The 13,527-nt window shown below is 50.0% G+C and carries 13 protein-coding genes and 1 tRNA gene; 5 read left to right on the top strand and 9 right to left on the bottom strand.

Annotated elements, in window-relative coordinates; all coding sequences use genetic code 11:
- Positions 1-6 precede the first annotated feature (6 nt).
- On the bottom strand, positions 7-582 hold the full coding sequence (locus CWM58_RS07310; protein WP_061153259.1) for an HdeD family acid-resistance protein: 576 nt from the start codon (positions 580-582) through the stop codon (positions 7-9).
- A 237-nt stretch (positions 583-819) separates the two neighbouring features.
- Between CWM58_RS07310 and CWM58_RS07315 the strand changes: the two genes are divergently transcribed.
- A complete protein-coding gene (locus tag CWM58_RS07315) occupies positions 820-1,482 on the top strand; it encodes a YfdX family protein (protein WP_162678240.1) in 663 nt (220 codons plus the stop codon).
- An 89-nt stretch (positions 1,483-1,571) separates the two neighbouring features.
- Here the strand turns inward: CWM58_RS07315 and CWM58_RS07320 are convergent, their stop codons facing one another.
- Entirely contained in the window at positions 1,572-4,814 is a 3,243-nt protein-coding gene (locus CWM58_RS07320; protein ID WP_100680629.1) for an ATP-binding protein, read from the bottom strand.
- 4 nt (positions 4,815-4,818) lie between these two features.
- The gene (gene evgA, locus CWM58_RS07325) at positions 4,819-5,433 is read right to left on the bottom strand and encodes an acid-sensing system DNA-binding response regulator EvgA (RefSeq protein ID WP_074387553.1); all 615 of its coding nucleotides are present in this window, start codon (positions 5,431-5,433) and stop codon (positions 4,819-4,821) included.
- Between the two features lie 301 nt (positions 5,434-5,734).
- Between evgA and CWM58_RS07330 the strand changes: the two genes are divergently transcribed.
- On the top strand, positions 5,735-6,100 hold the full coding sequence (locus CWM58_RS07330) for an HdeA/HdeB family chaperone (RefSeq protein WP_165785739.1): 366 nt from the start codon (positions 5,735-5,737) through the stop codon (positions 6,098-6,100).
- Between the two features lie 68 nt (positions 6,101-6,168).
- Here the strand turns inward: CWM58_RS07330 and CWM58_RS07335 are convergent, their stop codons facing one another.
- Both CWM58_RS07335 and CWM58_RS07340 read right to left on the bottom strand, forming a co-directional pair.
- Entirely contained in the window at positions 6,169-6,438 is a 270-nt protein-coding gene (locus CWM58_RS07335; RefSeq protein ID WP_100680631.1) for a hypothetical protein, read from the bottom strand.
- 270 nt (positions 6,439-6,708) lie between these two features.
- On the bottom strand, positions 6,709-7,554 hold the full coding sequence (locus CWM58_RS07340) for an MBL fold metallo-hydrolase (protein WP_100680632.1): 846 nt from the start codon (positions 7,552-7,554) through the stop codon (positions 6,709-6,711).
- A 749-nt stretch (positions 7,555-8,303) separates the two neighbouring features.
- Here CWM58_RS07340 and CWM58_RS28110 point away from each other — a divergent pair.
- Genes CWM58_RS28110 through CWM58_RS07355 form a run of 3 tightly spaced genes read left to right on the top strand, consistent with a single transcriptional unit; the run spans position 8,304 to position 10,622 of the window.
- A complete protein-coding gene (locus tag CWM58_RS28110) occupies positions 8,304-9,224 on the top strand; it encodes a TauD/TfdA family dioxygenase (RefSeq protein WP_133122415.1) in 921 nt (306 codons plus the stop codon).
- Positions 9,225-9,235: 11 nt separating this feature from the next.
- Positions 9,236-10,048 carry a sulfite exporter TauE/SafE family protein gene (locus tag CWM58_RS07350; RefSeq protein WP_227520705.1) on the top strand — a complete coding sequence of 271 codons (813 nt, stop codon included), beginning with the start codon at positions 9,236-9,238 and terminating at the stop codon, positions 10,046-10,048.
- 1 nt (position 10,049) lies between these two features.
- Positions 10,050-10,622 carry a GNAT family N-acetyltransferase gene (locus tag CWM58_RS07355; RefSeq protein ID WP_100680634.1) on the top strand — a complete coding sequence of 191 codons (573 nt, stop codon included), beginning with the start codon at positions 10,050-10,052 and terminating at the stop codon, positions 10,620-10,622.
- Positions 10,623-10,781: 159 nt separating this feature from the next.
- Here CWM58_RS07355 and CWM58_RS28465 read toward each other — a convergent pair.
- The 4 genes from CWM58_RS28465 to CWM58_RS07370 form a co-directional block, all read right to left on the bottom strand.
- Positions 10,782-10,907: transfer RNA gene (locus CWM58_RS28465), tRNA-OTHER, on the bottom strand.
- 49 nt (positions 10,908-10,956) lie between these two features.
- A complete protein-coding gene (locus CWM58_RS07360; protein WP_165785741.1) occupies positions 10,957-11,892 on the bottom strand; it encodes a hypothetical protein in 936 nt (311 codons plus the stop codon).
- Positions 11,893-11,907: 15 nt separating this feature from the next.
- Entirely contained in the window at positions 11,908-12,909 is a 1,002-nt protein-coding gene (locus CWM58_RS07365) for a tyrosine-type recombinase/integrase (protein ID WP_100680635.1), read from the bottom strand.
- Positions 12,906-13,487 carry a phage repressor protein CI gene (locus CWM58_RS07370; RefSeq protein WP_100680636.1) on the bottom strand — a complete coding sequence of 194 codons (582 nt, stop codon included), beginning with the start codon at positions 13,485-13,487 and terminating at the stop codon, positions 12,906-12,908. The genes CWM58_RS07365 and CWM58_RS07370 overlap by 4 nt, the downstream gene beginning before the upstream one ends.
- Positions 13,488-13,527 lie beyond the last annotated feature (40 nt).

The raw sequence follows: 13,527 nt of genomic DNA on the forward strand, positions 1-13,527 counted from the left end.
TACGGCTTAAGCCTGAGCATGCTTCATCTTATTGCGCAGGACCAGAAAGCCGATGGCGCTAAATATCATTTCAACGCCGATAAATGCGGTGATAAATAACCAGCTTTGCTGCGGGTTCATTGCCAGCCACAGGCAGGCGATAATTAAATCCAGCAAACCGATAAAAATATTCCAGCCAGCGCCGCTTTGTTTTCGGGTTTTACATCCGCTGACGATGCGGGAAATACCGCCGAGAACAAATAAAAAGCCGAATAAGAAGGCCAGACTGCTCATGCCATTGAGGGGATTGACGACAAAGCTCAGGCCGAGCACGATCCAGGCAATGGCGAAGATCAGCGCCACCAGGCGCGATTTCCAGTGCTGCTGACGGAAGACAATCAAGCTGTACAGCGAATAGAAACCACAGATCATCAACAACATGCCGGTGACGACGGCGAGATACCAACCAGCGACCAACGGCCAGGCCAGGCAACAGGCCCCGCAGATAAACAGCAGGGCGGCCATCATGCCGGCATGCCGTTTATATCGTAAGAAGACGCGTGGGCTAAACGCATTTAAGGTGTAATGGCTAAACATAAACATAATTGCTCCGCAGATCCCGGTTGGCGGCCTGGCGCTGAAATAAATGTATGGTTTATTCAGCGGGCCAAAATAAATGTCTAATGAAAATAGTAGGCCGCGCTATCGCCAGGCGTAAATAAGAGCGCCGAGGTCACTTTATACGCCTGGTCTGACAGCTGTCAGACAAGGCCCGCAATATTGCTTCCGGGCTCTGATTCTCAATAACCACGATATTTTTTAAGCTGGCTGCGTTTGGTGATGCTTACCGATTTTAATCAGGAGTCAACAATGAAAAAAGTTATTCTGGCGAGCCTGCTGGCAACCATGATGAGTACCTCTCCGGTGTGGGCGGCAGACAGCGCGACGGCAGCGCCAGCCGCGGCGGCCACGGCGCAGGTTCAGAAAGAAGCTGCCGATGTGCTGCAGGTGGCGGTGCAGGGCGCGAACGCGATGCGCGACGTCCAGTTCGCCCGTCTGGCGCTGTTCCACGGCCAGCCGGATAGCGCCAAAAAACTGACAGACGACGCCGCCGCGCTGCTGGCCGCCGATGACGCCAGCTGGGCAAAGTTCGTGAAAACTGACGCCACAGCAAAAATGATCGCCGATCGCTATGTGGTGATCAACGCGACCGTCGCCCTGTCTGAAGACTACGTGGCCACGCCGGAAAAAGAGAGTGCCATTAAATCTGCCAACGAAAAGCTGGCGAAAGGTGACCAGAAAGGGGCTATCGATACCCTGCGCCTGGCTGGCATTGGCGTGATCGAGAACCAGTATCTGATGCCGCTCAACCAGACCCGCAAAGCGGTGGCGCAGGCGCAAAAACTGCTGAAAGCCGGGAAGTATTACGAAGCGAATCTGGTGCTGAAAGGCGCTGAAGAGGGCATTGTGGTGGACAGCGAGATGCTGGTGGCAGGCAACTGATCCTCGTTCCACCCTGAGAGAGCGCAGAGGAAGAAACTGACAAGGATGTCCCCTTAACGCTCGGGCAGCGGACTGCCCGAGCGGAACGGCTAGCGGCCGATCAGGGCGTTGATTTCGCCGTCGATCTCGCGCATGACGCCGGTGATGTGCTGTACCACCTCCAGACAGCTTGCCGGCGTCAGCGAATCAGGTCGCTTAGCCTCAAAAGGGGCGCACAGTTGTTGTAGCGCAGTAATCCCCAGAATTTGTGCTGAACCGTGCAGACGGTGCAGCGCCCGCAGAAAGATCTGCGGTTCATGCCGGACGATAGCCTGTCCGGCGGCCTGCAAATCTGTGGCCGACGCATCGCGGAACGTCTCCAGCATTTCAGTCATCAGCGCCTGGTCTCCCCCGGTATTTTCGGTCAGCACGCTGAGCTTCAGGTGCCGGGTAGCGTGAGGTGATGCGTGGCCCTCCGCTAAACGGCTGAGCTCATGGCTCAGCGTCTGAACCGACACCGGCTTAAACAGACACATATTCATCCCGCTGGTCAGACACGCCTCACGCGACTGCGGGAGTGCGCTGGCGGTCACGCCCCAAATGACCAGGCCCGGATAGCGACGTCGTAACGAGGCCGCCAGCGCCAGACCATCTTTCTTCGGCATATTGAGGTCCGTTATCAGCAAATCGTAATGTTTGCTGGCGAGCTTATTCTCCGCCTCTTCACCGTCGCAGGCTTCATCGACGCTATAGCCGATGGTGCTGAGCTGGCGTTTAAGTAGCAACCGGTTGGTGGGATGGTCGTCCGCTATCAAAATCGCCAGCCCGGGCAGGGCCTGCGGCCTGGCGGGCAATGCCTGCGGCGCATGAATCGCGCAGCGACTCGCCTTGACCGGCAGAGTGAGGGTGAAAGTTGTCCCTACACCCGGGCGACTGACCATCTCCAGCCGACCCTGCATCAGCGCAACCAGCTCTTTGCAAATGACCAACCCCAGTCCGGAGCCGGTCTGCTGGCGCCCCTGGCGCGCCTGAGCATAGCGGTGGAAGAGGGTAGCCTGCTCTGCTTCACTGATCCCGCAGCCGCTGTCGCTGACGGTGAGGGTCAGCTCCCCCTGCGTCTCATCCGCTTGCACCAGCCGGCAGCTGACCTGAATCGCGCCCTCGGCGGTGAACTTCAGCGCATTGCCGATGAGATTATTGAGGATTTGCCGTAGCGCCTGCGGGTCGAGCCACAGCATGGTCCCTTCCTGCAGCGCGTTATGGTGGTGCAGAACGATGCCCTTTTGCTGCGCCAGCGCGCCGAAGGTGTGGCACTGCTGGGACACTAACTGTGCGACATCGCTCCACTGCGGGGTGACCTGGTATTTTCCCGATTCAATCTTGTCGATATCAAGAATATTGCCGATAAGCCCCAGCAGGGTTTGCGCCGTTGACCCCGCCAGCTCGATCGCTTCTTTACGCTGGCCGACGTTCAGCTCCGGGTTCGCCAGCAGTTCCAGAAAGCCGACAATGGCGCTCACCGGCGTGCGCAGCTCGTGGCTCATGCTGGCCAGAAAGCGGCTCTTCGCCTTTGTCGCCTGAATCGCTTTATCTTTCTCGTGCTCCAGCGCACAGGAGAGCGCCTCCTTCTGCGCCAGTTCTTCTTCCAGCCGCTGTTGGGAGTCTTTGCGTTTGCGCACTTCCCGGCACAGGGAGAGTCCCCAGCCGAGGCTGATGGCGATCAGCACCAGCGCAAAGGCGATCAGCTGGTAAAACTGTCGGCTGTACTGGCTCCAGTTCTCTATTTGCTGGCTGGATATTTTCGACCACTTCTCGGTCATCTGCAGAATATCCCGTGGCGGAATCGCCTGCAGCGCTTTGCCAAGAATGGCGGCCAGCACCGGTTCATCGCGCGGGATGGCCAACCGAATGGCGGCGACCGGGAGTCCGTCGATGCGGGTGTAGTGCAGACCCTGTGGATAGTAATGATCGATCATATAGCGGGCGGAGAGTTCCGAGGCCACTGCGGCATCCACTTCGCCTTCTTCCACCATCTTCATGGCGATACCAATGTTATCTGTCTCCACCCAGTTGACCTGTGGAAAGCGCGCTTTCAGGTCGTGGGCGGCAATCGGCCCCACTGGCAGGGCGATCCGCGCCGCTCGCGTCAGCAGACGCTGGTCAGCCGCGCTGCCGCGAGCGACCAGCACAAAAGCCACGTTAATGAGCGGATCGCTGAGGGTGATATAGTCCTGCGGCTGCGAATTGAGGGTGGCGGCGGGCATGATCGCCCAGTCCTCTTTTTCCATGCGCTTTGCCAGATCGTGGCGATTGCGCACCAGGATGGGTTCAAACTGTAGTCCGGTCTGCAGTGAGAAAATATTCAGCATATCGGCCATGATGCCGCGTAGCTCATCTTCGTCATCCACCAGGGTAAAGGGCGGAAAATAGGGGTTGACCAGCAGGCGGACGCGACGATGCTTCTGCAGCCAGCGCTGCTCCTCGGCGCTAAAGGGGAGGGGGGTATTGAGAAACGACAGATCGCCGCGGTTGAGCCAGTTTTGCATGATCCGCATCGCGGTATCGCTGTCGATGGCATGAATGAAACGATCGAGGATCTGGTGTAACTCCGGCCGATCGTCGCGGGTGACGAAGCGGTTGTGTTGTTCCTGCTGACGAAAATAGTGCGCAATGACCAACGATTGCGAGAAATACTTCGAGATACAGTGGCCAGTGGTGATGTTGTTGCCAATGAAATACTGATTTTCACCGCTGACCACCGAGGCAAGCGCCTGGTAGTCGCTATCGTAAAGGGTGATTTTGGCGTTGGGAAACGCCTGCTGAATAATATCGAAAAAGGCGCATTCGCGGGTGCAGGCCAGCGTGACGCGGCGGTCAGTGGTCAGCGGCGGCAGGGGGGACTTCAGCGAGGTAACCAGCGCCGGCCAGGTTTTAATCAGCGGTGCGGTTCGCTCCAGGCCCGCGGTGAGCGCATCCCGGTGCGCCACCTGAGTGAGCAAGGTATCGACCTGCCGATCGTCCAGGGCGGCCAGCGCCTGCTGCTCGGTGTCATACTGGCGGATAATCACCTTCAGTCCGAGGCTGCGCTTCATCAGCGCCAGATAGTCAGCGTTAATCCCCTGATAGCTTTCCTCATCGCCGTCATAGACGATGGGCGTCATCTCGGGAAGCCAGGTGCCGATGGTCAGCGTCGGTTGCCCGGCAAGCCAGGCTTTCTCCTTAACGCTAAGCGGGATATCGATCGCCGCGATATGAGAATGGCTCTTCAGCTCCAGCTGTTTCATGGCATATGCGGCAGGAGACAGGCTCAGCGTCAGCCCGACAACGACGGATAAAATAAGACGAACCACCATGCCATCACCCTATTTTATTGCGTTGCGCAAAGTCATAAAGCTCAAGCAGGGAGCTGCAGCCTAATTTATCCATCAGACGGACCTTATAGGTACTTACCGTTTTATTGCTGATATTCATTTTGCTGCCGATGGTGGTGTAGTCGACGCCACAGAGGATATAGCGGAAGACCTTCATCTCCTGCGTTGACAGCGTATCCAGCCGGTCCTGATCGGTGATGCCGTGTGTGCAGAAGCGCTCCAGTGAAAAAGGGAAATAGCTGTAGCCATTATTGGCCGCGTCGATCGCGGCGAGAATATTATTCATTCCCTCTTTTTTACTCACAAAACCATTGGCCCCGCAGTCGGCGCTGCGTTTGCCGTAGAACCGTTCATTCTTTGCGGAAATGACGATGATTTTTCCCTGGTAGCGGCGTTTGCGCAGCTGCTCCAGAACGTCGATGCCGCTGAGCTCGGGAATATCGACGTCGACGATCAGCAGGTCAGGCTGCATGCTTTCTGCGGTCTGCACCGCATGGGCGCCGCTGTCGAGTTCTGCCGCGACGGTAATGCCGTTGGTATCGAGAAGGTTGCGAATGGCAATACGTGCCAATGGATGATCGTCAATGATTATCGCATTCATGGGGGTGTAAATCCTGATATAAAAAAGAATAGCGATGCCTGGTGCAGGTGCGGCGGGGATTATTTTTTATAGGTGCCGGAATAAGTCGCAATTGTAACACAAATCGTTTTCGGCCGGGAAAATATTGTGGATGAGTGCTTGTTGAATATATTTGCATATCTGGATGACAGTTGTAGGAACAGGCGTTCACTGACTTCAGCGCTGTCTGCTGTTAAAAAAAATGCAAACGATTAATCTGCTCTTTTTAAGGTGAGTTGCCGGGAATTCTCTCCGGTGACAGCTGGCAGGTAAAATAATAACAATGGCAAAAGAAAAGCACACTCTCTGGCGAAAATGGGTTTGGAAACGTCTGATGGCAGGAATAATCGTATTGGCAATGAGTAGCGCGGTGGTGGGAAAGGAGGTAGCGCCCGATGTGGTGCAGACCCGCGATATGATGCGCTGTCAGGATTATCTGCAGCTGGACCCGCGCACCTGGACGCCGATGGTGATCTGGTTGATGAACGATCCTTTTTCACTGCAGCCGTCAGAGTGGACCGACTTTCATGAAGCTGAACTGGTGTTGACGCCGATCCTCACCGAAATCTGCCGCCAGGAACCAGATGCGTGGCTGACTTCGCTGCGTGAACGGCTCAACTCTTACCAGCAGGTGCGGTCGCTGAATTAAGCGACCGCGGTAAAGCGGCAGAAAAAGTGACTAAATGTGCAGTTAACGGCCTTCTGCTGCTCGGTGAATTAGCAGCGGCCCGCTTGTTTTGACAGGGCGTCGCAGGTTTTGTTCGCTGACGTCGGGTTGCTGCCTGCACAGATGGCATCCGAGACGGTGCTACCACCCATTGGGATCAGCCCGTAAAGCTTTGGCCCGTCGGTCTTGGTCACATAGCAGCGATGGCTGGTTTTGCCGATAGTTGCCACAAAGTTGGTTTTCACATCCTGCTGCTTCGCATCGGAAATTGTCACCTGCGAAGCATCGACATTAAAAGCAAAGGCGGCCGCCTCTTTCATTTCACTTTCCGTCGCCATTGGCGGTTTAGCTACGCAACCCATCAATAACAGTGCCAGACAAGTACTGACTGATATATCCCGTATTTTCATCATTTCATCCTTTTTGTGAGTCAACGGGTTATATATAAGAGCGGCGGGAAGAGAGTATTGATTTTGATCAGCTGGAGCAGGCTATGGTTATTTTTCGGAAATTGACCTGAAATTTAACGAGCCTGGTCGCTGCGGCCGCTGCCGTTTGCTCTCCTGCGTGCCGGCTACCTTCTTTTTCATTCATTTCCCGGCGGCAGAAAAATGTAGTTTTAGCCCAACGCCGACCTCATTAATTTTGATAAAACGCGCCAGGCTAATCTTAGCCGCAAGATCGGTACAATGGCATGGATAGAGGGAATCTGGGGACAATGCTTTAAGGTAATCCCCTGTCTGTGTGAGGCGATCTTCATCGGCATTTTGCAGATGGAACCCACCAATGACCGAAACAATGTGATTTTCTCCGGTAACCTGTTTTGCATATTCGATAATGTTAGCTATTCCCGCGTGAGAACAGCCTGTGACTACCACCAGTCCATCTTCTGTCTTTATTGCCAACGCAGAATCATCCATAACGTAATCATCAGTGATTTCGCCTTTATCATCTACCGTTTGGCCAACCGGTGTCAGCATCTCGAATTTATTGTCCCTTGGTATTTGACCAAGGAAGATGATGTTTTCAGAGAGTGGATAAGGTTTTATGCTGCAAATTTTGTCGAAGAAGAGATCATTTTGATCGAATCTGTAGTTGATCCCTATAGATTTTGCATCAAAATACTTTGGGTTTAATGCATCTGGATGGCAAACTAAGTTTATCTTTTTCTCAGGCGTGAAATTTAGGCGGTCATAATGTTGGGTTAAATGATTGAGGCCCCAGGTATGATCGTTATGCCCATGAGATAAAACGATACTATCGATAGTGGTTAAATCAATTTTCAACGTTTGCGCATTCTGCAAAAAAACATCCGAATATCCGGTATCGAAAAGGATTTTTTGTCCATCATGCTCAATCAGATAGGATACACCAGGCTCACCGACAAGATACCTGTCAATTAATGTATTATTATCAACCAGAACCGTTAATTGCATCAGCAAATCCTCGATGTTGCGCCAACAATATGAAAAGGAAACTCTTTCTATTATGGACCGGTGTTATGCCACATTCATTGCGGATAAGCAATTCACCAACATTTGGCTTGCAGGTTAATGCTGACTAGCCACCTGCAGGAAAAAGAATGCGCATCGCTAAAAAATTCGCAAAGCCCGCTTCTTGCTTGAGTTAGCCATTAATGCAGGCGCTGCAATTATCATGTCAATGAAGACGGTGGCAGGGCAATCGCTGTCTTTCATCCCTGACAACTTAACCAGTCTATGAGTATACCGGCATTGCGCTACGCCCTCGTGGTCGACCGAATGAACGCGACCGTCAGGTCGGGCCGTTCGACATCAACGATCCTGAGGGTAGCAGGGATGGAAATGCGCAATTGCCCGCATCGCTGACCTGACTTGAGAAACATCGTATCCAGTAGCATTGCTAATATTGATATATATTATTTCTATTTGTTATTAATGAATCATTGACAGTATTTGGCTGAACTGATTCAGCTTTGGCCCCGCAGGATAAAATTTTGTAAAAATTATGTAGTTAAAATTTAAAGGTTTGTAATCAGCTCGCAAGGTAGAAAGATCGTCTGGATTTTATCCGCTATCTTGAAGGGGTTAATAAATCTGCGTTATAAATTAACCGCACTATTTAGAATGAAATGGAAATATCTGAATGCGTTATTCAGATAAATAGTGAAACAAATCTTATTATACTGGTAGCTTCAGGACAGGGTATGTTTATGAAGAATGGAATTATTCTATCAATCGCAGATCGTATCAAAGACGCGCTTCCCATACCAACAGACGAATTCAGGAAAAGGCTTGAAGAGGACTGTTATGTAATATGGAAATTGCCACAATTTGATGCACAAGAAATCACCCAAACCCCCGTCGTTCCCTCCTATGCTGATTATGTAGAATCAAAAAACGCAGAGTTACATGGCGCTTATCTTTCTGCACATTTTCAGGCCGGCTTATGGCCTGTGGTATATCAGGGGGAAAATGACGGACATCTAATAAGGCATGTCTGCCCGATGCTCCAGGCGGAAGAGAAAATAAGTTCTCAGGGCGCTAAGTATGACTTTTACCCTCATGTTGATAATCCCGACCTGTACATTACCGGGGAGACACCCTCTAACAGGCTTGGCGGCTGTCCTGATACCCTGACGTTATTGTGCCTCAGGAAGGAGGAGGGCGTGCACACCAGTCTGTTAAAACTGGATCAGATTCTGGATAAGCTTTCTGATAAGGATATCGCTATTCTTGCCAGACCCTCGTTTAAAATTAAGCGACCAGCCAGCTTTACAGAGGGAGCCAGTATTGAGGGGGTACCGATTATTGTTAAAGATAAAGGCGTTTGGTATTCGCGATTTGACTGGCATAACACTCAAGGTATGACCCTCGAGGCCGAAGCCGCGCTGGAAAAAATGCGATTTATCACCCTGGAACATGGCCTGTGGTTTAATGTTCCGCTGGAGCCTGGAGATGCAGTGACTTTTTTAAACCAAAGGACAATGCATACCAGAAATGCTTTTGAACCTCGTTTTGATGGCTCGGACAGGTGGTTATTACGGGTTTTTGCTATGAAAAACAGACCCACCGATACGCAGCTTGTCGATTCTTCAGTTTGTCTTCATCACCTGCGCACAATATAACGGTACGAAAAATGTCAGATTTAGTTAATCACTCAATGTTCATTGAGGGAAGCGTTATTGCTCATTACCTGGTTCTCGGGTTGGTCCTGCTGGTTATTGCATCATTTATCGCGGGTTATATTGATGCGATTGCTGGCGGGGCTGGTCTGGTGTTAATTCCAGCCTTCATCCTGACAGGCCTGCCACCTCAGCTTGCGCTGGGACAGGAAAAACTGGTCAGTACCATTGGTACCATCGCTGCCATCAAGAACTTTGTTAAAAATAAGTCCGTGATATGGCGCGTTATCCCTGCGGGATTGATTTCTGCCCTGGCGGGAGCCTATGTGGGCGCGAAGGTGATATTACTGTTGCCCGTGGAGACCTTATCGATCGTCATCGTTGTGCTATTACCGGTTGGTTTACTCGCAGCAACGATCAAGGGAAAAATTAAAGAGTCCGCAGACGACTCCGCCAGGACTAACTTCCTGGCAATCTTTGTCGTGTGTTTTATCGTTGGTTTTTATGATGGTTTTTTTGGCCCTGGGACCGGTAGCCTTTTCATCATTGCATTAACGGTTATTAATAAGTTTGGACTGCTGCAAGCGTCCGCAACCAGCAAAATATTTAATTTTGCATCCAATATAGGGGCGTTTGTTGCTTTTGCGATTGCCGGTAAGATGGCTTATTTAATCGGCATTCCGATGATTATTGCCAGCCTGGCAGGTAATCACATTGGCAGTCTGCATGCCATTAAAACCAATGGTGAAATCATTCGCAAAGTTCTGTTTGTCACCGTAGGTGCGATGATGGTGACGCTTTCAGTAAAATATTTTACAGGAGTATGAAATGGCAATGGTCAATGAAAATATCGTCATTCGTCTGGCGCAAGATGCAGACATCCCTGAGGTGAAACAACTGCTGGAGCGCTATCATGCAAAAAATCTTGCAGGCGAGCAGCGGGCGAATGGATTTGTCACCACCGATATGACGGAGCAGCAATTAAGTGAACTGAGTTCAGCCGAAAGTGGTGTGGTGATCGCTGTTGATCGTTCATGCGACAAGGTCATTGGCCTGCTGCTCGGCGGATCGTGGCAATTTCTCAGCCCCTGGCCCATGTTTAAATACATGGCAAGTATTCTCAACGAATATCGCTACCAGGGGAAAAAACTGGATGCGGCTAGCTCATATCAGTATGGCCCCATCTGCGTCGCAGAAGAGTATCGTGGTCAGGGTGTGGGCGAGTTGCTGCTTGAGTATCAGCGCAAGGTGTTCGCCCCGCGTTATCCCGTCATCGTTACTTTCGTCAATGTACTGAACCCGCGCTCGTATGCGTTTCATACCCGAAACCAGTTCGAAGACGTCGGTTTCTTTAACTTCAATGGCAATAAGTACCACATGATGGCATTACCGACCTCCTGAGCGTTGGGCTGAAATAGTGCGGTATACCCGGCGGGCGTCTTCGGCGCCTGCCGGCATAAGCGCAGGTCCAGGTTAAGCCGGTGGTTTGCCGATCGCTGTTCTCTTCAGGGAAGGCTGAAAAGGAAAAGGGCCTACGTTTGCACGTAAGCCCTTGATATCTGGTGGCCCCTGTTGGGTTTGAACCAACGACCAAGCGATTATGAGTTCCTGTCAAAACAACCGAAAAACAATATGTTGCTTTATAAATCATATGGATAATGGGCCACTAATGACCAATCAAGGGCCAATTTGAGCCATCCCTACCGCCACTTTATCGCCACTTATCCAACTCATTTTAAAAAGGGGTATTTTCGTCAAGTCCATAAAAGTTATGCAATGGGGAAATTGCTTGGCGTTGGCTTTGACCCGTAATTTCATGATCATCATTTTCTTCTTCTTCCCCGTACCATGACGAAGTATCTACCTCTAGGTCTTTAGAAAGAATCTCAAGCGTTTCTGGTGAATCTAGACGAGATCGCATTCGTACAGAGAAAGGATACTCTTCGTCAAGAACTAGGGCGTCATTACTTGGGCCATACTCTTGCGTAACACTGACAGTCCCTGAGGCATGAATGTTGATGAACTCATCATCAAAGGATTCTATTTCAAAATCCTCTACGCTTGCATATTCAATGTTTGAATGATTTGCAATGATTGACAATTCATCTGGAAGACTACTAGTAGCCATATCGTCAACTGCATCATGTATTTTGTCTTTAAGAATAGAGATTATTTCATCTTTGCAATCTTCAATAGCCTCTAAAATTTGTGTTGCTGTCTGAATTATATATCTTGCAGTGTTAAAAAAATCTACAGGGGAGGGGGTTAAGTACTTTTCCGTTATATGGGTATGTTTGTTTAGGTAAACATATCCTGCTTCCATCTCTTTTAACGATTCATCTAGGATTTCTAAAAATTCTTCCCCCAAATATTCATCAGACAATTTGTATTGTGCGCAATACTTAAGCTGCTGTTTTCTTGTTACATCTCTAACTTCGCTGATCTTCTTATACCATGGTGCCTCCATTACTTTTGTCAATGGAGCCTTTCGAGCGATGATATGGTTCATTAGTTCTCTAAATACAAAAGCGAAGTTATGAAATCTTAATGGGTTTCCATGCGAGGCGTAATTCCGAAGACATGAATTAAATAGGTTTTTTTCAAAATCAGTTTCTAATTGTCTACTGAAGCGTTGTATAAAATCCAAAGTTTGTAGTCTTTTGAGTTTCATGATTTTTCCTTGTGATTATTTAAGATTTGATAATGGGTTTAGTTTTACCGCATCTTCAAGGTGATCCGGAGCGAAATGCGCGTACCGCATCGTCATTTTTATATCTGTATGGCCAAGCACACGCTGTAGCACCAATATATTCCCTCCATTCATCATAAAATGGCTAGCGAAGGTGTGACGTAATACATGGGTAAGTTGCCCTGCAGGTAGTTCGATTCCTGTCCTTTCCAGCGCAGACCGGAATGCGCCATAACAATCACTAAACAGTCGACCTTTTCTGTCATCAGGTAGGGAGTCATAAAGCTCTTTGCTGATGGGAACTGTGCGGTTTTTTCTGCCTTTTGTGTTGGTGTAAGTGATTTTGTATTTCGCGAGCTGGCTTTTTTTCAGACTCTCAGCCTCTGACCATCGAGCACCAGTGGCGAGACAGATTCTTACCACGGTTTCTAAATCATGGTGGTCATGCCGTTTGCACTCGCCAAGCAGTAGCGAAATCTGGTCGTGAGTTAGCCAAGCCATTTCCATTTCTTCCGTGCGGAATGGGCGCATATTTTTCAGTGGGTTTTCCCCCTTCCATTCTCCGAGGCGGTTTAGCTCATTGAACACTGCCCGGAAGTAGGCCAGCTCAAGATTAAGCGTGCGAGGCGATACTTCTTTCACTCTGTTTGAACGGGCATACTCACCTTTTAACCGTTTTTCCCGGTAGCGGGAAAACATCTGCGCATCGAAATCGCATGCGAGTGGTTCGCCCATACACTCAAAGGCATGGTACATAGCTAGCTGGCGTTTTAGTCCGTCTCTCAAGGTAATACCATGAGCGCTATACCATGCGTCGACCAATTCTTTTAGCGTTCGCCTGTCTTCCTTTTCCTCCTGCCACGGATTTTGTAAGGTGTATTGTTCAAAGGCCAGCGCCTCACCTTTGGTGGCGAATTTTTTTCTGATACGTTTGCCTTTTGCCCCGTTAGGATAAAGCTCGCAAATCCAACCTCCAGCGGGGTTTTTACGGACAGTCACCAATTAACCTCACTGTACACACCTACTACTCTACCCAGCGTCTTTATGTCATCAATACCGCACTCAAAAGGAACCTTTCCACCAGTAACGTGCAATTTTCTACCCGGGAGTTTTGTTAGCTCTCGAATACTAATTCCACCCTCTATGTCGACCAGCCAAAGGCCGTCAGAGAGTGATGCCTGCTTATCAATGAAATGGAGTTTTCCTTCCGTTCTTATAGCCATCGCATCTGTAAGCGGCTTTGTGAAAAAATGAGCGTCGACTGTAATAGAACCATCACTTTTGAGAATTTCTTCACTTAATGTGAATGACTCAATGCTCATTGTGTCCTCGGCTGACGCAGAAGATGTGAACGGTTGCCCTTTTCCAGTAAGTAACCACTGCAGATTGGCCCCTGTTTCAAGAGCGCAGTGTGCCGCAAAGTCATACGAAATAGCGCCTCGGGTATATCTGTTAGAGAGGGAGCTCGATGCAATATCGAAATGGTTAGCGAGCTGAGTTTTCTGTGAAAATCCGTAAGCCTCGCAGATGCGATCCAGTACATCAACGTTGCTCCATCCTAAAGAATCTATTCTCATATCGATAAAACCTATTTACTACTTCTCAATTGGGAAGTAT

The sequence above is a fragment of the Klebsiella sp. H-Nf2 genome, assembly GCF_002806645.1.
Classification (GTDB): Bacteria; Pseudomonadota; Gammaproteobacteria; order Enterobacterales; family Enterobacteriaceae; genus Klebsiella; species Klebsiella variicola.